The sequence below is a fragment of the Pseudomonas sp. RV120224-01b genome (assembly GCF_003208145.1).
In the GTDB taxonomy this organism is placed as follows: domain Bacteria; phylum Pseudomonadota; class Gammaproteobacteria; order Pseudomonadales; family Pseudomonadaceae; genus Aquipseudomonas; species Aquipseudomonas monteilii.
Map to the genome: position 1 here is coordinate 31,926 of NZ_QKMQ01000020.1, position 18,241 is coordinate 50,166.

Genomic DNA, 18,241 nt, shown 5'->3' on the forward strand with positions numbered 1-18,241 from the left:
CAGGTTCACCTCTCAACGGAGGCAAATCTCTTTTTTAACAACCACTTACCATCCACGCCGATCAAACGCCAGCTTTTTTGCGGTGGCCATGGAAAACCATTGTTGCACAGCGACAGCGATGCCCACAAATTTTCATGTCTCACCATTGAAAATTTATGTCGCAATTTTGAATGTTTTTGCGCCATGCGCCGTGATAGCGGCTTGGCTCGAGTCTGAAGCGTTTCAGCCATGACTGCAAGTAAGGCTTGTGGCCGGCAGTCTGGGACAGAAAAGCCTGCCGCGTTAAAACGCAGCAGGCTAGTCGAAAGCTAGAATTCGCTTAGCTACTGGGCGGCGGGGTGATGCCGCCCGGAAGGTATCAGCGGGCCGAGGCCAGCTCTTGTTGGACGCTGGCGACGGTACGTGGCCAAGGTTTACCAGCCTGGACCTTCGCTGGCAAGTTCTTGATTGCCGCAACCGCTGCATCGCGGTTGGCGAAGCTGCCATAAGTCACGACGTACAACGGCTTGCCCTGCAGGTTTTTCTTGAAGTAGCGATAGTCGCCACCCTGGGCCTTGACGTACGCCTGGGCCGAAGCCTCGGAGCTGGTGCCGAGGATCTGCACCACATAGTTACCCGGCTTTTGCCCGGCGTACCAGCCACCGCTGCCACCACCGGATGCCGCTGGTTTTTCAGCCGGTTTTGCGGCTGGCTTGGCCACGGCAACCTGGGTCGGTGCTGGCGCAGGCTTGGCAGGTGCAACCGGTTTGGCCGGCTGGGTTGCGACGGGTTTCGGCGCAGGCGCCACCGGCTGCACTGGCTGGGCAGGCACACTGGCAACGGGCTGGGCAGGCGCAGGTGCCGGGCCGGCCGGCACGCCTTGCGGCGGGGCAATGGTGGTCACGGTGGGCGGTGGGTTGCCAGGCTGCAGTGCAGTATCGCCTGCCGGGCTGCCTTCTTCACCTTCACCCATGCCTGCGGCCTGGGCCAGCGGTTCGCGCATCACCGGCTGGGACTGGCCAACCAAAGGCAGTGGCATCGGCTGGGACGAGCCAGAGAACTCGATGGCAGCACCTTGCTTGCCTTCGCCAAGCGGCAACTGGGCTTGGGCGGCTGGCGCATCGGCCGGCGCCTTGTCGCCTTTCTTGGGCATCAACACCGCGGCGCCAACGGCGACCACGACCACAGCGGACAGCGCGAGCACATGTTTTTTAGGCATCTTGAACCCCATGGATGGTCGCTTGGCCGTCGAGCGGCTGGCGATCATGGCTTCGATCAAAGTGTCACGGGCGACCTGGTTGATGTTGCCAGGCCAACCGTCGGAGTTTTCATGGATATCGACGATCTGTTCACGGCTGAACACCTCGATGCCCCGGCCAGCGCCTTCCAGACGCTGCTCCAGGTACTCGCGGGTTTCCTCTTCACTGTAGGGGGCGAGCTCGATGATGTGGAAGCGTTCTTCCTCGATATTGAGCTCATCCAGCCCGGCAATCAGTGACGGTTCACCGAACAGGAACACATGCGGGCGCCCTTCCGGTACACCAGCCGCCAATTCCAGCAACGCTTGGAGTGCCGACTCGTCGAGTTGTTCCGCATCGTCCACCAGCAAATACACTTCCTGCCCGGTGAGTGCCAGTTGCACCACCTTGGACAGAATCGCCTGCACTTCAGCCTGGTCCACCCCCAGATCCTGGGCGACCTGGGCCAGCATGCCGGAAGCATCGCTGGCACTGCGGGCAGACACCACCACGCTCTGCACCGCCTGTTTGTTGGTACTGGCCACCAGGGCCTGGCGCAGCAGCGACTTGCCGCTGCCCAGCGGGCCGCTGACTACCAGCATCAACTGGCTGTAGCGTGCCAGGTGGTGCAACTGGCCAAGCACGGGCTTGCGCTGGGCCGGGAAAAACTTGAAGCCGGGCACGCGGGGTGCGAACGGATCGTGGCTCAACTGGTAATGGTCGAGAAAGGCCTCATCGGCATGCAAACTGGTCATTGCGCTGTCACAACCTCAAAGCTGGGCCACGATCGCGCGGTAATCCGCCGACAGCGTGGCCTGTAGAATCTCTTTCGGATAGTCGTCGGTCACCACGGCCTCGCCCATCTGGCGCAGCAGCACCAGACGCAGACGACCGTCGAGCACCTTCTTGTCGACCGCCATGTGCTCCATGAAATGCGCCGGGGTCATTTCCTGTGGTGGCACCACCGGCAAACCTGCGTCCTGCAACAGGCGGATTCCGCGATCGCGCTCGGCCTGGTCGATCCAGCCAAGGCGCATGGACATTTCCAGGGCCATCACCGTGCCCGCTGCCACGGCTTCGCCGTGCAGCCACACGCCGTAGCCCATGTGGGTCTCGATGGCATGCCCGAAGGTATGCCCCAGGTTCAGCGTGGCCCGTACGCCGGACTCACGCTCATCCGCCCCGACCACCGCAGCCTTTGCCGCGCAGGAACGACGAATGGCTTCGGTCAGGGCCACAGGGTCCAGGCCGCGCAGGGCCTGCATATTGTCTTCGAGCCAGGTGAGGAACGGCTTGTCGCAGATCAGGCCGTACTTGATCACTTCGGCCAGACCAGCCGACAGCTCGCGTGCTGGCAGCGTCTTCAGGCTGGTGGTGTCGATCAGCACTGCGTTGGGCTGATAGAAGGCACCGACCATGTTCTTGCCCAGCGGGTGGTTGATACCAGTCTTGCCGCCCACCGAGGAGTCGACCTGGGACAGCAGGGTGGTCGGCACCTGGATGAAATCGACACCACGCTGGTAGCAGGCGGCCGCGAAGCCTGCCATGTCACCGATCACGCCGCCGCCCAAGGCAACCACGGTAGTGCGGCGATCATGGCGCGCGGTGAGCAGGCCATCGAAGATCAGCTGCAAGGTTTCCCAGTTCTTGTAGGCTTCACCATCAGGCAACACCACTGGCAGCACCGAATAGGCGCCCAGGGTCTTGGTCAGGCGTTCGAGATACAGGGGCGCGACGGTCTCGTTGGAAACGATGGCAACTTGCCGGCCGGCAATGTGCGGCGCCAGCAACTCGGGCTGGTCCAGCAAGCCTTCGCCAATGTAGATCGGGTAGCTACGCTCGCCCAGGTCGACCTTAAGTGTCTGCATGTATCCCCACAATGTACTTGGGCGCGGCGCCGTATGGGCAACCTGCGCGGTAACGTTGAACCTCGCCTCGGCGCTGGTGGCCGAGAATAGTCCCGGGTTAACGGGGCGGCAACTGCTGCAAGCGCTCGAGAATGTCGATCACCACCATGCGTGGCGGCCGCTCGTCGGTTTCCACCACCAGGTCGGCGATCTCGCGGTAGAGCGGGTCGCGCGCTTCCAGCAGTGCACGCAAGGTCGCCTCGGGGTTGGCGGTGCGCAGCAGCGGGCGATTGCGGTCGCGCGCGGTGCGGCCAACCTGCTGCTCCACCGAGGCGTGCAGGTAGATCACCCGGCCACCCTGGTGCAATGCCTGGCGGTTGGCTTCGCGCATCACCGCGCCGCCGCCGGTGGCCAGGACCACGCCGTCAAGCGCGCACAGTTCGGCGATCATCGATTGCTCGCGATCACGAAAACCCGGCTCGCCTTCCTTGTCGAAAATCCACGGGATATTGGCGCCGCATCGCAGTTCGATTTCCTTGTCGGAATCCTTGAACAGCAGGCGCAGCTCTTTGGCCAAAAGGCGTCCAATGGTGCTTTTACCAGCGCCCATGGGCCCCACAAGTATCAAATTTCGCACAGAATCAACGACTCACAGCAATCGCCTGGTCACTCATGATACGCGGAGTCAGGAAGACCAGCAGCTCGGATTTTTTCTCTTGTAATGCATCGCGTCGAAACAGCCGCCCAACATACGGCAGATCGCCAAAAAATGGCACCTTGTCGACCACATTGTTTTGCGAAGTCGAGTACACGCCACCAATCACGATCGTTTCACCGTCCGCCACGCGAACCTTGGCATTGACCTCGTTCTTGCGAATCGGCGGCACGCTGTTCAAGGCATTGACGTAATCCGGCTCGTCCTTGGTCACCCTGACGGTCATGATCACCTTGTTGTCCGGGGTGATTTGCGGTGTCACCTCCAGCGACAGCGAGGCTTCACGAAACGACACCGAGGTGGCGCCACTCTGACTGGTCTCCTGGTAAGGCACCTCGGTGCCTTTGAGGATCCTGGCCGTTTCCTTGTCGGCCGTTACCACTTTGGGCTGCGAAATGATCTCGCCGTTGCCGCTTTTTTCCATGGCGCTGAGCTCCAGGTCGAGCAACACGTCGCCACGCAGCAGGCCCAGACCGAGACTACTGCCCGCACGCTCCACACCAAGATCGACAAACAGCTCCTGGCCCGGCCGCAGGTTTTCGCTATACAGCGGCCCGCCCCAGCGCACCCCGAGGCTTTTCTCGTAATCGACGTTGGCTTCGACGATACGCGCCTCGATCGCCACCTGGCGCACCGGCACGTCCAGTTGCGCAACCAGCTGCCGCAGTTCCGCCAGGCGGTCGGCGGGCTGGTACGCCACCAGTGTGTTGGTGCGCTCGTCGACAGCCAGGCTGCCTCTGACAGTGAGGGTGCCGTCATCCGCCAGGCTGGTCAGCAATAGCTCAACCAGCTCGGCGGCCTTGGCATGATGGATCGGTATCAGCTCACGGCGTAGCGGCTGCACCTGCGCATCCGGCTCCAGCCCCACGGGGGCATCGAACGGCTGCGCGGCAAACGCTGCCGCAGGCGCCACCAGCAGTACATTACCCTCCTGCCGCCGGGCCAGGCCCTTGCTTCGCAACACCAGGTCGAGTGCCTGATCCCAAGGTACATCCTGTAAACGCAAGGTGACGTTACCTTGTACATCGTCACCCGCAACCAGGTTGACGCCCGCATAATCAGCCAGCACCTGCAGCACCGAGCGCACTTCCACATCCTGGAAGTTCAAAGACAGGGGCTCACCCTGGTAAGGCATCGCCGACGCCAGCGGGATCGGCAGCAGGGCTGCCAACACCCATTTCATCAACATTTTCATTCCGGTCCGGGGCCTCCTTGCCCAGGCGCTTTGCAAGGGTGATAAACGCTGTGCGCTCATGCCACACCCCCGCCATGAACAGCCGTTCGCGTACCTCGACCTGGCCTTGGTCGACCCGCTCCACCACACCGTGGTTACGCCCTAAACGCTCGCCTGCCCGAACCCTATAGAGCCTGCCAGCCGCCATCAGCAGCGCCTCGTGCGACATCCCGCGCGACAGGCTGCCGACCATTTCCAATTGCGCCAACGGCACACTGCCCAGCCCAAAGCCGGCCATTCGTCTCGCTGCTGGCGTGAAGGGGTCAACCACAGGTTCTGGTGTGGCGGCCCTGGCCGAGGTGCGTGCAAACGCCTCGGGTGCCGGCACCGGTGCGGCTGCCTCGAAGGCCTCTACACCCAGTTGCAGGCGCAAAAGCCTTGGCTGCCCCTCGACAATAGAAAGGTTGATGTCGCCACTGCGCAGCAGGCGCGCCTGGCCCAGCCAGTCGTGCAGCCATTGACGCAAAGCCGTGTAAGGCCCCATCACCTGCACCTGCAGGGGTGTTTTGCGGTAGCCTGCCTGCTGCTCGCTTTCATGCACATCGAACCGCTCGACCAGTAGGCCGTGCGCATGCCCCGACGAAGCCAGGCTGCCGAGCAAGTCGCTCATGTCCTCCCCGCTGGCCAGGTGCCAGTGAGCCTCCAGCAACGCCTGCTCGGAAACAATCAGCGCTGCCCGCAGTTGCTCCAGCTCGACCAGCTTCGCCGTGCTGGCTGACTGCTGTTCATCTAATGAGGCTTGCCTGGACGCCTCTTGTGCCTGTTGCTGGAGCGCTGCTGGCAGGCGCAACGCGCAACCCAGACCGAACACCAGCACAGCGACCATGGCTGGCGCCAGGCACCTGATACGCCTGGAGTGCTCGGCGACCGCCAGCCAGGCAAAGATCGGCGCCACATTCACGACCAGAACGCCGAAACGCGCGCGGCCAACAGAAACTCATCGCCACCCGGCACGCTCCTGATGCGCTTGAGTTCCAGGTCGAGCAGAACACGCGAATGTTCCAGGTCGCGCATGAACTGCGCAACCACGGCGCCGGAGGTAGCCAGCCCGGCCAGCTGCAAGTGGCCGTTTTCCAGGCTGAGGTCAAGAAGCTGCACGCCCATCGGCAGCGCCCCTTCGAGCTCAGTGAACACATCACCCAGAATGCCCTGCTGAGTGCGCAAACGCTCAAGCGCAGCCAAACGCTCAAGTAGCGCCTGATGCTGTGCACGCACATCATCCAACGGCCGCAATTGCTCGGCCAGGCGTTCAAGCGCGGCCTGTTGCCGGGTGTTGGACAGCGCCTGCTGCTGCCCGCGCTGACGGGCCAACTGGTCGACCAGCATCACCGCGCACAGCGCCAGAATGGCGCCAGCGACCAAGCGGGAGCGAAAACGCCGAAGCGTGGCCTGGCGCTGCCGCTCACGCCAAGGCAGCAGGTTCAGTCGCATCATGGCCGCAATCCTCCATAAGCGAGGGCGCAAGCCAGCAGCATCGACCCGTCGACATGCTCAAGCCCGGCCTGGCCAGGCAAATGCCGGCACGTCGTTTTCAGTTGACGGCCCAGGCTTTGCAGCCAGTCAGGATCCAGCGAACAACTGCTGGTTATCCACAGGCCCGCAGGCAAATGCTCATCGGCAAGCAGCGCATGCAGCGCCTCCGACAGCGGCCCCATCCCCTTCTGCCCCTGCGTTTGCAATTCACGACGCTGGCTGGGCCGACCGGGATGCCAGTCATACAGAACTGCACCATGTGCCTCTACACGCAGTAATGCCGAGCCTTCGAAGCACCCCTGAGGCAACATGCGGCACAGGGCGATGTTATCGACCTCGACGGCTTCCAGCTGCAACCCTGTCTCGTCGACGATGGCCTCCAGTGACGCCAACGCACTTTGCCGGCATGCGGCCACCATCACCTCGGCGCATCCCGGCTGCACGCGAGACGCCCTCAACACCTGAAAATCCAGGGCCAGGTCCTCCAACGGAAACGGAAACAGCCGCTCGGCATCGGCCAGCAACTGCGCCTCCAGCCCCACACCAGCCTGCTCCATCGGCAGATGACACAGCTTGCAGATCACCTGGTTGGCGGGTAACGCCAACGCTACCCGTCGCTGCCTGAGACCACTGCGCCGGTAGGCACGACGCAAGGCTGCCACCACCGCAGCAGGCTCCGCTGTCCAATCCTTGCCCGCCGCTGACTCGAACGGTTCCTGCGCCGAGGCAAGCACCCGACAACGCCGGCTGCGCCGCTGAAGCTGTACAACCCGAACAGCGTCCGGTGCAATTTCTACCCCCACCAGTGAACCGGCATCCTTGCCGAAGCGTCCTAACATCGCGGCTTCCTTGCTGCGTGTCGCAGCGGTCTGTCGCAACCCCGCGGTAACACTGGGCCAGGGCTGCTCATCGGGGCGACGGGCAGCCTGGCCGGTAACCCGGAGAGGCGAAAAAATGCTTATAATGCCCAGCGTTTTCTGGTCCGCCGGACCTGCGTGCAATCCACTCTCAACCTGGACACCGAAAAGCCTTGATACGTCTGCTGAAGTTCTTCTGGTGGTCTTCCGTCGCAGTCATCTGCGCGCTCGTACTCGGTGTGAGCGGTGCGTTTCTGTATCTTAGCCCCAGCCTGCCCTCGGTCGAGTCGCTCAGAAGCATCCAGTTGCAGATCCCCCTCAGGGTGTACAGCAGCGATGGCAAGCTGATTGCCGAGTTTGGCGAAATGCGCCGCTCGCCGATCCGCTTCGCGGAAATTCCGCCACAGTTCATTCAGGCACTTCTGTCAGCCGAGGATGACAATTTCCTCAACCACTACGGTGTCGACCCCAGCAGCCTGATGCGCGCGGCGACCCAGCTGGTAAAAACCGGGCATATCCAGACCGGCGGCAGCACCATCACCATGCAGGTGGCGAAAAACTTCTTCCTCACCAGCGAACGCAGCTTCTCGCGCAAGACCAACGAGATCCTGCTGGCCCTGCAGATCGAGCGCGAGCTGACCAAGGACGAGATCCTTGAGCTGTACGTGAACAAGATCTACCTGGGCAACCGCGCCTACGGCATCGACGCTGCCGCGCAGGTGTATTACGGCAAGTCGATCCGCGACGTGAGCCTGGCGCAGATGGCCATGATCGCCGGCCTGCCCAAAGCACCGTCACGCTTCAACCCACTGGCCAACCCGGTGCGCGCCAAGGAGCGCCGCGACTGGATCCTTGGCCGCATGTACAAGCTGGGCAAGATCGACGAAGCCAGCTACCAGGCTGCCCTGGCCGAGCCGCTCAATGCCAGCTATCACGTGCCGACGCCTGAGGTGAATGCCCCCTACATCGCTGAAATGGCCCGCGCGGAAATGGTCGGCCGTTATGGCAGCGACGCCTACACCGAAGGCTTCCGCGTCACCACCACAGTGCCCAGCGACATGCAGGAAATGGCCAACAAGGCCATCCTCAACGGCCTCTCCGACTACGACGAGCGCCACGGTTACCGCGGCCCCGAAGCCCGCTTCCCGGGCCGCACCCAGGCAGCCTGGCTGCAGGAACTGGGCAAGCAGCGCATCCTTGGGGGCCTGGAGCCGGCCATCGTCACCCATGTCGAAAAAACCGGCCTCAAGGTGCTGACCCGCGACGGCCAGCAAGCCGAGGTTGCCTGGGACACCATGAAGTGGGCGCGCCCGTTCATCAACAGCAACGCCCAGGGCCGTACACCGCAGTCGCCGGCCGACGTGGCCCAGGTCGGCGACCTGGTGCGCCTGCAGCGTCTGGACGATGGCAAGCTCAAGTTCAGCCAGGTGCCTGGCGCACAAAGCGCCCTGGTCACCCTCGACCCTTACAACGGCGCCATTCGTGCGCTGGTTGGCGGCTTCTCGTTCGAGCAGAGCAACTACAACCGCGCCATGCAGGCCAAGCGCCAACCGGGTTCGAGCTTCAAGCCGTTCATCTACAGTGCCGCACTGGACAGCGGCTACACGGCCGCCACCCTGGTCAACGATGCGCCGATCGTGTTCGTCGACGAGTCGGTGGACAAAGTGTGGCGGCCGAAGAACGATACCAACACCTTCCTTGGCCCGATCCGCATGCGCGAAGCGCTGTACAAGTCGCGTAACCTGGTGTCGATCCGCTTGCTGCAGGCCATGGGTGTAGACCGCACCATCGACTACATTGCCAAGTTCGGTTTCAACAAGCAGGACCTGCCACGCAACCTGTCGCTGGCCCTGGGCACCGCCACCCTGACCCCGATGGAAATCGCCACCGGCTGGAGCACATTCGCCAACGGCGGCTACAAGATCACCCCGTACCTGATCGACCGCATCGAAAGCCGCAGCGGCGAAACGCTGTTCACCGCCAACCCGGCCCGCGTACCGCAGGGTGCTGAAGACCAGGCGGGCCTGGCCGCACCCGAACAACCCATCAGCACCGCCGCCATGCCAGGTGAGGCGCCACCGGCCTTCAGCCAGGTTGCGAATGCACCTCAAGCACCTGCGGTGGCCGAGCAGATCATCGACGGGCGCACCACCTACATCCTCACCAGCATGCTGCAGGACGTGATCAAGCGCGGCACCGGCCGCCGGGCGCTGGCACTGGGCCGCACCGACCTGGCGGGCAAGACAGGTACCACCAACGAATCCAAGGACGCCTGGTTCTCCGGCTACAACGCCGATTACGTGACCACCGTGTGGGTCGGTTTCGACCAGCCAGAAACCCTCGGCCGTCGCGAATACGGCGGTACGGCGGCCTTGCCGATCTGGATGAGCTTCATGGGCGCGGCGCTCAAGGACAAGCCGGCGCATGCGCCAGCAGAGCCGGAAGGCATCCTCAGCCTGCGTGTGGACCCGGTCAGTGGCCGCGCTGCCTCGCCGAGCACGCCGAATGCGTACTTCGAGCTGTTCAAGGCCGAAGACTCGCCGCCGTCGGTGGATGAGCTGGGCAATGGCGCAGCACCGGGCAGCCCACTGCCAGCGGATGAAGCGGCGCCGATGGACCTGTTCTAAGGGCCGACAGGCAAACACTGTCCGTGTAGGAGCGGCCTTGCGTCGCGAAAGGGCCGCAACGCGGCCCCAGCAATATCTGCTTGATGCATAAATCCTGGGGGTGCTTCGCACCCCTTTCGCGACGCAAGGCCGCTCCTACACAGACAGCGTAAGCCGATATTTCGGCCAATAAAAAGCCCCGGCTCATACGAGCCGGGGCTTTTTCATGTCGCTACAGCGGCAATCAGCCGTTGAACACGTCATCCACGCTGGTCAGCGGGTAGTGCTTCGGATACGGCAGGGTAGCCACGCCGGATTCGATGGCGGCCTTGGCCACAGCGTCGGAAACGACGGTGATCAGGCGTGCGTCCAGCGGCTTCGGAATGATGTACTCACGGCCGAACTCCAGGCCTTCGACGCCGTATGCTTCGCACACTTCCTTCGGCACTGGCAGCTTGGCCAGGTCTTTCAGGGCGATAGCGGCAGCGATCTTCATTTCTTCGTTGATGCGCTTGGCGCGAACGTCCAGAGCACCACGGAAGATGAACGGGAAGCCCAGCACGTTGTTGACCTGGTTCGGGTAGTCGGAACGACCGGTGGCCATGATCACGTCGTTACGGGTGGCGTGCGCCAGCTCTGGCGAGATTTCCGGGTCCGGGTTCGAGCAAGCGAACACGATCGGGTTGGCCGCCATCGACTTCAGGCCTTCCGGGCTCAGCAGGTTCGGGCCGGACAGGCCTACGAACACGTCAGCACCGTTCAGGGCATCAGCCAGGGTGCGCTTGTCGGTAGCGTGGGCGAACTGAGCCTTGTACTGGTTCAGGTCGTCACGGCCAGCGTGAATCACGCCGCTGCGGTCGATCATGTAGATGTTCTCGACCTTGGCACCCATGCTCACCAGCAGCTTCATGCAGGAGATGGCGGCTGCACCAGCACCCAGGCAGACGATCTTGGCGTCTTCCAGCTTCTTGCCAGCGATTTCCAGGGCGTTGATCATGCCGGCAGCGGTCACGATGGCGGTACCGTGCTGGTCATCGTGGAACACCGGAATGTCGCACTGTTCGATCAGGGTGCGCTCGATCTCGAAGCACTCAGGCGCCTTGATGTCTTCGAGGTTGATGCCACCGAAGGTGATCGAAATACGGCGAACGGTGTCGATGAACGCTTGCGGGCTTTCCGATTCGACTTCGATGTCGAATACGTCGATACCGGCGAAACGTTTGAACAGAACACCCTTGCCTTCCATGACCGGCTTGGAAGCCAGTGGGCCGAGGTCGCCCAGACCGAGGATGGCGGTGCCATCGGAAATCACCGCAACCAGGTTGCCTTTGCCGGTGTACTTGTAAGCCAGCTCTGGATCACGGCCGATTTCACGCACGGGTTCTGCAACACCTGGGCTGTAGGCCAGGGCGAGGTCACGGGCGGTGGCAGTGGGCTTGGAGAGCTCGACGCTCAGTTTCCCCGGACGAGGTTGAGCGTGGTATTCGAGAGCGGCGGTTTTCAGGTCTGACATGGTGGGCATTCCGCTATTTACTGTTCTGACGGACCGCCGAGGATACGCAAAGAGCCGGGGAGTCACAAGACTGGTCGGTCACTTGTGTCAAGGCCTTTAGCCTACGACTTTACGCTATAACCCACGGGGGCATACGGCTCACAGTGTGTACAATCCAATAGCGAAATGTCTACATCTTTTAGCCTGAAATACGCTCCAACATGCTCGGATCGGTCAATGACAACACCCAGCGTCGCTGCCCGGGCTTCAGGCCGCCCTTGCGGGAACGATCCAGCACCCAGCCACGCGCCTCGACCTGGCGTCCCTTGAGGTTATCGAAGAAGCTGGCGGGGAAGTTGCGTTGCAGACGAGCGGGAACCTGCAGCACCACGGCGTCGTCCAGGGTCAGCCAGACACCGCCACGGTTGCGTTCGATACCCTTGATGCGGCCACCAACCACAGCAAAACCCGGCTGCCTGACCTCCCCTGCCGGCACCACGGGCGAACGGCGCCACAAGCCGCTGCCTGCCTTGCGCGCCGCTTGCTCGGCAAGTTGCTGGCAACCGCTGAGACGTACATTCGGGGCAACTGCCACGCGGTAGCCCAAACCCTCACTCAGCAACTGCGCTTCCAGATTGTCGCCATTGCGACCGTAGATATGCGCCAGTGTGCGGCCATATTTGTCTTTGGCCTCAACGCCTGGCACCAGCCCGACACGCCCGTCACTGGCCTTGACCAGCGCCTGCAAGCGCCGCTTCGCAGCCTCGGCATAAGGCTCGCTGGTGCGCCCGTTGCGGCCAATTTCCGGGGCATTGATGCCAATCAGGCGTACACTGCGGCCATCGGCCAGGCGCACGGTATCGCCATCCACCACCTGGCGCACCAGCACCTGCTGTGGCTGCTGCGGCAGCGGGCAGAATGCCATGGCGGGAAAAGCCCAGATGACGCCCATAAAAAAAGCGCCCACAAAGGGCGCCTTTTTTTGCAGCACTGCGAAACCCGAGGGGTTCGCCATGCGCATGATTACTTCTTGGTACCGAACATACCGAAGCGATCGGCGAACTTCTGTACGCGGCCGCCGGTGTCCAGGACTTTCTGCTTACCGGTGTAGAACGGGTGGCACAGGTTGCAAACGTCGATCGACAGGACATTGCCCAGGGTCGAACGGGTTTCGAACTTGTTGCCGCAGCTGCAGGTGACTGCAACTACTTCGTAGTTCGGGTGGATACCTTCTTTCATGGTCACTTCCTCGAGCTGCGTGCCGCCACCCAACACCAATTGTTGAATACCGCACGTAATTAGGCGGCGAATAATACCAGAGCACAGCGTCAGTGCAAGATGTCGCTTGCACCGACCGTCGTCTGCTAGGCTCGCCAGTTCTTGTAACGCCCTCCGAGACTTTTTGCGTGTCCGACGTCATCCTGCGCCTTGCCCTGCCCTCCCCGCTGCGCCGCCTGTTCGACTACAAGGCGCCGGCGAGCATGGCGCGCCAGGCCTTGACCCCGGGCATGCGCATCCGCGTGCCCTTTGGCCGCCGCGAAATGATCGGTGTGCTGGTGGAGGTATGCGCACAGAGCGAAGTGCCTGCCGACAAGCTGAAACCGGCCAGCACCCTGCTCGACCCGGTGTCCCCCATCCCGGCGTCGCTGTTCAAGCTGTGCCTGTGGACCGCCCAGTACTACCAGCACAGCCTGGGCGACACCCTGAGCTGGGCCTTGCCCACGCTGTTGCGCCAGGGCGAACCCGCCGAAATGCGCCAGGAGCGCTTCTGGCACATTGCCCCCGGCGCGCGCCTGGAAGACCCTCGCATTGCCCGCGCGCCGCGCCAGCGCGACGCCCTCAAGACCCTGGCCCAGCACCCGCATGGCGTGGCCCACACCCTGCTGGCCAAGCTCAACCTGAACAAGGACAGCCTCGACCTGCTACTGGCCAAGGAACTGGTACAGGTCGAGGTCCGTCGCCACTTGCCGGCACTGCGCCACGAACACTGGCTGGCACAACCGGAACTGCCGCTCAACGAAGAACAACGCGATGCCTTCGAGGCCGTACGCGAGGGCTTTGGCGGCTTCGGCGCGTTCCTGCTGGCCGGCGTCACCGGCAGCGGCAAGACCGAGGTCTACCTGCAACTGATCCGCGAAACCCTGGAAGCCGGCAAGCAGGCGCTGGTGCTGATCCCCGAAATCAACCTCGGCCCGCAAACCCTGGCGCGCTTCGAGCAACGCTTCAACGCCCGTATTGCCCTGCTGCATTCGGCGGTGAACGACCGCGAACGCCTGGACGCCTGGCTGGCAGCGCGCGACGGCGAGGCCGACATCATCATCGGCACCCGCTCGGCACTGTTCACGCCGATGAAAAACCCCGGCCTGATCATCATCGACGAAGAGCACGACGGCTCCTATAAACAGCAGGAGGGCCTGCGCTACCACGCCCGCGACCTGGCACTGGTGCGCGCCCACCAGGAAAACATCCCGATCCTGCTCGGCTCTGCCACGCCGTCGCTGGAAACCCTGCACAACGCCCTGACCGGCCGCTACCGCCTGCTGCGCATGAACCAGCGTGCCGGTGGTGCCCGCCCGCCACGCATGCTGCGCCTGGACGTGAAAAGCCTGCCGCTGGACAGCGGTATCAGCGGCCCGCTGCAGCAGGCCATCCGCCAGACCCTGGAAGCCGGTCAGCAAGTGCTGGTGTTCCTCAACCGCCGCGGCTTCGCCCCGACCCTGCTGTGCCACGATTGCGGCTGGCTGTCCGAATGCCCGCGTTGCGACGCACGCATGACCGTGCATCAGCGCTCCGGCGTGCTGCGCTGCCACCACTGCGGTTATGACGAGCGCCTGCCGCACCAGTGCCCGCAATGCAACCACGTGGACCTGCGCCCGGTCGGTGCCGGCACCGAGCGCGCCGAAGAACGCCTGAAGGTGCTGTTCCCGGACTACCCGATCCTGCGGGTGGACCGCGACAGCACGGCGCGCAAGGACGCCATGCACAACCTGTTCAGCACCATCCAGCGTGGCCAGCCGAGCATCCTTGTCGGCACGCAGATGCTTGCCAAGGGTCACCACTTCCCACGGGTTACCCTGGTGGCCATCCTCGACGCCGATGGCGGGCTGTTCTCGGGTGATTTCCGCGCCAGCGAACGCATGGCGCAGTTGATCGTGCAGGTGGCCGGGCGTGCCGGGCGTGCCGAAGAGCCCGGCAAGGTCATCATCCAGACCCACCTGGCCGACCACCCGCTGCTGGTGCAGCTTACCGAACAGGGCTACTTCGCCTTTGCCGAACAGGCCCTGGACGAACGCCGCGCCGCCGGTTTGCCACCTTATTCTCATTTGGCGCTGTTGCGCGCCGAAGCCCACAAGCCGGGGCAGGCCGAAGGCTTCCTCGACGAAGCCTGCGCCGCGGCCGAACGCCTGGTGGCCGAACAATGCCTGCCAGGTATCGAACTGCTAGGCCCAGTACCGGCCCCCATGGAGCGCCGCGCCGGGCGCTTCCGTGCGCAACTGTTGATACAGGCCAATACCCGGGCGCCTTTGCATCGACTGATCAGCGCCTGGTTGCTAGTGTTGGAGCAGATGCCGAGCGGGCGCCAGGTGCGCTGGTCACTGGATGTCGACCCGGTCGACCTGTACTGACGTCCGGGCTGCTTTGCAGCCCCAAAGGTTGGCAACCCGCTCCCAGCCACGGATAATGCCCAGTTTTTCCACCTGCGCATCCAGGCGCTCACCGCGCTTGCGGTCGAAAAGAGATCCCCATGAAAGACACCATTCGCCAGCTGATCCAGCAAGCCCTCACCCAACTCGTCACCGACGGTGTGCTGCCTGAAGGGCTGTCGCCGGCGATCCAGGTGGAAAACGCCCGGGACAAGACCCACGGCGATTTCGCCAGCAACATCGCCATGATGCTGGCCAAGCAGGCGGGCATGAAGCCGCGTGACCTGGCCGAAAAGCTGATCAATGCCCTGCCGGCCAGCGCCGACATCAGCAAGGTCGAGATTGCCGGCCCTGGCTTCCTCAACTTCTTCCAGAACACCGACGCCCTGGCCAACCGCCTGGACGCTGCCCTGGCCGATGCCCACCTGGGCGTGCGCAAGGCCGGCCCGAGCGAGAAAGTCGTCATCGACATGTCGGCGCCGAACCTGGCCAAAGAGATGCACGTCGGCCACCTGCGTTCGACCATCATCGGTGACAGCGTGGCTCGCGTACTGGAATTCCTGGGTGACAACGTCATTCGCCAGAACCACGTGGGCGACTGGGGTACCCAGTTCGGCATGCTGATGGCCTACCTGCAGGAAAATCCGATCACCAGCGACGAGCTGTCGGACCTGGAAAACTTCTACCGCGCCGCCAAGAAGCGCTTTGACGAGTCGGAAGAGTTCGCCACCCGCGCCCGCGGCCTGGTGGTCAAGCTGCAGGCCGGCGACCCGGACTGCCTGGCCCTGTGGACGCGCTTCAAGGACATCTCGCTGTCGCACTGCCAGAAGACCTACGAGCTGCTCAACGTCAAATTGACCATGGCCGACGTGATGGGCGAAAGCGCCTACAACGACGACCTGGCCAACGTGGTGGCCGACCTCAAGGCCAAAGGCCTGCTGGTCGAAGACCAGGGCGCCCAGTGCGTGTTCCTCGAAGAGTTCAAGAACAGCGAAGGCGAGCCACTGCCGGTCATCGTGCAGAAGGCCGACGGCGGCTACCTGTACGCCACCACCGACCTGGCCGCCGTGCGCTACCGCAGCAACGTGCTCAAGGCCGACCGCGCCCTGTACTTCGTCGACCAGCGCCAGGCCCTGCACTTCAACCAGGTGTTCGAAGTGGCACGCCGTGCAGGCTTTGTCGGCCACCCGATGCAGATGGAACACATGGGCTTCGGCACCATGAACGGCGCCGACGGCCGCCCGTTCAAGACCCGTGACGGCGGCACCGTGAAGCTGATCGACCTGCTTACCGAGGCCAAGGAACGCGCCTATGCGCTGGTCAAGGAAAAGAACCCGAGCCTGGCCGACGAAGACCTGCGCCACATCGGTGAAGTGGTAGGTATCGGCGCGGTGAAATACGCCGACCTGTCCAAGCACCGCACCAGCGACTACAGCTTCAACTTCGAGCTGATGCTCAACTTCGAAGGCAACACCGCCCCTTACCTGCTGTACGCCTACACCCGCGTGGCTGGCGTGTTCCGCAAGCTGGGCAAGGGCTTTGACGAAGTCGACGGCAACATCGTGCTCCAGGCTGCCCACGAGCAGGACCTGGCCGCACGCCTGGCGCAGTTTGGCGAAATCCTCAACAACGTCGCTGACAAGGGCACGCCGCACGTACTGTGCAGCTACCTGTACGACCTGGCCGGCCTGTTCTCCAGCTTCTACGAGAACTGCCCGATCCTCGCTGCGGACACCCCAGAGCAGCAGCAATGCCGCCTGCGCCTGGCTGCCCTGACCGGCCGCACCCTCAAACAAGGTCTGGAACTGCTCGGCCTGGAAACCCTGGAGCGCATGTAAGTTGGCTGCCAAGAAAAAACCCGCACCCAAGCGCGGCGCCAGCCGCCAGACGGCGCCGGCCAAACAGCCGATCCCCGGCTGGGTATGGCTGGCCGTCGGCCTGACCGTAGGCGCATTCATCGTGTTCCTGATGAAGCTCGAACCTGGTAGCGAAGACATCAAGCGCGCCAAGCCCGAGCAGCAAAAGCCTGAGAAAGTGGCCGAAGCGAGCAAGGCAGCGCAGCCCTCCCCGCAGCAGCCGGTGAAGCCGAAATACGACTTCTACACCCTGCTGCCGGAGTCCGAGGTGATCGTGCCGCCAGAGGCCGTGCCGGAGAAAACGCCACCGGTGCCGGCCCAGCCGGTCACCCCGGTGACGCCAGCAGAAGCGGCGAAAATCGACACCGCACGGGCCCAGGCGGCCCTGCTCGGCCAGACCCCGCCACCGGCACCACCGGTGATCAAGCCCGCAGCCACCACCCAGTACTTCCTGCAGGCCGGCTCGTTCCGCAAGCAGGCCGATGCCGACAAAGTGCGCGCGCAGATCATCCTGCTGGGCCAGTCGGTGAAGGTGGAGTCGGGTACGGTCAAGGACGAAACCTGGTACCGCGTGCTGGTGGGTCCGTTCAGCAACCGCGAGCAGCTGACCGGAGCGCAAAAGCAATTGTCCGGGGCAGGGTTCAGCAACCTGTTGCTGCAGCAGCGACAAACCCGCCAGTAGCCCCAAAAGGGGCCCTGTGGGAGCGGCCTTGTGTCGCGAAAGGGCTGCAAAGCAGCCCCGACACCCTCAGCACAATGGCTGAAACCCTGGGGCCGCTTTGCGGCCCTTTCTCGACACAAGGCCGCTCCCACAAGGGCTTTGCATTACCCCCTCCCCGCATTCCTCTCGGAAACCTGGCTGTTCAACGTCCAGAAGTCATACAGCACCCCCACCAGGAACAGCCCGCCGGTAAAGAAGTAGATGATCGCGGTGATCCACTTGCCCTGATACAGCCGGTGCAGGCCAAACACCCCGAGGAAGGTCAGCAGGATCCAGGCGATGTTGTAGTCGATACGCCCGGACTGGAACCTCAGATCGGCTTCACGGTCCATGGACGGGATCAAAAACAGGTCGATCAACCAGCCAATGCCTAGCAGCCCGAAGGTGAAGAACCAGATCGTCCCGGTAATCGGCTTGCCGTAGTAGAAGCGATGTGAGCCGGTGAAGCCGAAAATCCACAGCAGGTAGCCGATGGTCTTGCTGTGAGTGTCGTGATAGGGCACACCCTGTTGATAACTGTTCATTCATAGCCCTCGTGGGTTATCTGAAAATTTTCTAAAAAAAAATGTGACTTTCTCG

General features: G+C 63.1%; 15 protein-coding genes. 4 read left to right on the forward strand and 11 right to left on the reverse strand.

The features are described from left to right. Nucleotides 1-358 precede the first annotated feature (358 nt). The 7 genes from N436_RS24285 to pilM all read right to left on the reverse strand — a co-directional run bounded on the left by N436_RS24285 (nucleotide 359) and on the right by pilM (nucleotide 7,325). Nucleotides 359-1,972 carry an SPOR domain-containing protein gene (locus N436_RS24285; RefSeq protein WP_105946441.1) on the reverse strand — a complete coding sequence of 538 codons (1,614 nt, stop codon included), beginning with the start codon at nucleotides 1,970-1,972 and terminating at the stop codon, nucleotides 359-361. A 15-nt stretch (nucleotides 1,973-1,987) separates the two neighbouring features. Beyond that, entirely contained in the window at nucleotides 1,988-3,085 is a 1,098-nt protein-coding gene (gene aroB, locus N436_RS24290; RefSeq protein WP_105946442.1) for a 3-dehydroquinate synthase, read from the reverse strand. A 97-nt stretch (nucleotides 3,086-3,182) separates the two neighbouring features. Continuing rightward, nucleotides 3,183-3,701 (reverse strand): shikimate kinase AroK, encoded by a 519-nt coding sequence (gene aroK / locus N436_RS24295; protein ID WP_110742147.1) that lies wholly within the window; start codon nucleotides 3,699-3,701, stop codon nucleotides 3,183-3,185. A gap of 4 nt (nucleotides 3,702-3,705) precedes the next feature. Next, entirely contained in the window at nucleotides 3,706-4,974 is a 1,269-nt protein-coding gene (locus N436_RS24300; RefSeq protein WP_110742148.1) for a type IV pilus secretin PilQ, read from the reverse strand. Then, the gene (locus N436_RS24305; protein WP_105946477.1) at nucleotides 4,898-5,899 is read right to left on the reverse strand and encodes a pilus assembly protein PilP; all 1,002 of its coding nucleotides are present in this window, start codon (nucleotides 5,897-5,899) and stop codon (nucleotides 4,898-4,900) included. The genes N436_RS24300 and N436_RS24305 overlap by 77 nt, the downstream gene beginning before the upstream one ends. 11 nt (nucleotides 5,900-5,910) lie before the next feature. Further along, nucleotides 5,911-6,447: a PilN domain-containing protein gene (locus tag N436_RS24310; protein WP_110742149.1), complete on the reverse strand. Its 537-nt coding sequence runs from the start codon at nucleotides 6,445-6,447 to the stop codon at nucleotides 5,911-5,913. Then, entirely contained in the window at nucleotides 6,444-7,325 is an 882-nt protein-coding gene (pilM, locus tag N436_RS24315; protein WP_110742150.1) for a type IV pilus biogenesis protein PilM, read from the reverse strand. Before pilM ends, N436_RS24310 begins: the two co-directional genes overlap by 4 nt. Before the next feature lie 191 nt (nucleotides 7,326-7,516). On the opposite strand from pilM, the gene N436_RS24320 reads away from it, so the two are divergent. Further along, complete coding sequence (locus tag N436_RS24320) at nucleotides 7,517-9,970, forward strand: penicillin-binding protein 1A (protein WP_110742151.1); 2,454 nt, start codon at nucleotides 7,517-7,519, stop codon at nucleotides 9,968-9,970. Between the two features lie 223 nt (nucleotides 9,971-10,193). On the opposite strand, the gene N436_RS24325 is transcribed toward N436_RS24320, so the two are convergent. The 3 genes from N436_RS24325 to rpmE all read right to left on the reverse strand — a co-directional run bounded on the left by N436_RS24325 (nucleotide 10,194) and on the right by rpmE (nucleotide 12,680). Continuing rightward, a complete protein-coding gene (locus tag N436_RS24325; protein WP_060498054.1) occupies nucleotides 10,194-11,462 on the reverse strand; it encodes a malic enzyme-like NAD(P)-binding protein in 1,269 nt (422 codons plus the stop codon). A 178-nt stretch (nucleotides 11,463-11,640) separates the two neighbouring features. After that, nucleotides 11,641-12,462, reverse strand: coding sequence for a thermonuclease family protein (locus tag N436_RS24330; protein ID WP_110742152.1), 822 nt, complete (start codon nucleotides 12,460-12,462; stop codon nucleotides 11,641-11,643). Between the two features lie 2 nt (nucleotides 12,463-12,464). After that, the gene (gene rpmE / locus N436_RS24335) at nucleotides 12,465-12,680 is read right to left on the reverse strand and encodes a 50S ribosomal protein L31 (RefSeq protein WP_012274639.1); all 216 of its coding nucleotides are present in this window, start codon (nucleotides 12,678-12,680) and stop codon (nucleotides 12,465-12,467) included. 167 nt (nucleotides 12,681-12,847) lie between these two features. Here rpmE and N436_RS24340 point away from each other — a divergent pair, with 167 nt between their 5' ends. From N436_RS24340 to N436_RS24350, 3 genes are all read left to right on the forward strand, one after another. Then, the gene (locus N436_RS24340) at nucleotides 12,848-15,067 is read left to right on the forward strand and encodes a primosomal protein N' (RefSeq protein ID WP_110742153.1); all 2,220 of its coding nucleotides are present in this window, start codon (nucleotides 12,848-12,850) and stop codon (nucleotides 15,065-15,067) included. Between the two features lie 119 nt (nucleotides 15,068-15,186). Continuing rightward, nucleotides 15,187-16,923 carry an arginine--tRNA ligase gene (argS, locus tag N436_RS24345; protein ID WP_110742154.1) on the forward strand — a complete coding sequence of 579 codons (1,737 nt, stop codon included), beginning with the start codon at nucleotides 15,187-15,189 and terminating at the stop codon, nucleotides 16,921-16,923. Nucleotide 16,924: 1 nt separating this feature from the next. After that, complete coding sequence (locus tag N436_RS24350; protein ID WP_016712504.1) at nucleotides 16,925-17,623, forward strand: SPOR domain-containing protein; 699 nt, start codon at nucleotides 16,925-16,927, stop codon at nucleotides 17,621-17,623. 143 nt (nucleotides 17,624-17,766) lie between these two features. On the opposite strand, the gene N436_RS24360 is transcribed toward N436_RS24350, so the two are convergent. Then, a complete protein-coding gene (locus N436_RS24360; RefSeq protein WP_110742156.1) occupies nucleotides 17,767-18,186 on the reverse strand; it encodes a TM2 domain-containing protein in 420 nt (139 codons plus the stop codon). Nucleotides 18,187-18,241: the final 55 nt, after the last annotated feature.

What these genes read in the sequence shown, in the direction of transcription:
- argS (WP_110742154.1), top strand. Translation starts at nt 15,187, where the DNA reads ATGAAAGACACCATTCGCCAGCTGATCCAGCAAGCCCTCACCCAACTC.
- N436_RS24360 (WP_110742156.1), bottom strand. Translation starts at nt 18,186, where the DNA reads ATGAACAGTTATCAACAGGGTGTGCCCTATCACGACACTCACAGCAAG.
- rpmE (WP_012274639.1), bottom strand. Translation starts at nt 12,680, where the DNA reads ATGAAAGAAGGTATCCACCCGAACTACGAAGTAGTTGCAGTCACCTGC.
- N436_RS24330 (WP_110742152.1), bottom strand. Translation starts at nt 12,462, where the DNA reads ATGCGCATGGCGAACCCCTCGGGTTTCGCAGTGCTGCAAAAAAAGGCG.
- N436_RS24310 (WP_110742149.1), bottom strand. Translation starts at nt 6,447, where the DNA reads ATGATGCGACTGAACCTGCTGCCTTGGCGTGAGCGGCAGCGCCAGGCC.
- N436_RS24300 (WP_110742148.1), bottom strand. Translation starts at nt 4,974, where the DNA reads ATGAAAATGTTGATGAAATGGGTGTTGGCAGCCCTGCTGCCGATCCCG.
- N436_RS24285 (WP_105946441.1), bottom strand. Translation starts at nt 1,972, where the DNA reads ATGACCAGTTTGCATGCCGATGAGGCCTTTCTCGACCATTACCAGTTG.
- N436_RS24325 (WP_060498054.1), bottom strand. Translation starts at nt 11,462, where the DNA reads ATGTCAGACCTGAAAACCGCCGCTCTCGAATACCACGCTCAACCTCGT.
- aroB (WP_105946442.1), bottom strand. Translation starts at nt 3,085, where the DNA reads ATGCAGACACTTAAGGTCGACCTGGGCGAGCGTAGCTACCCGATCTAC.
- pilM (WP_110742150.1), bottom strand. Translation starts at nt 7,325, where the DNA reads ATGTTAGGACGCTTCGGCAAGGATGCCGGTTCACTGGTGGGGGTAGAA.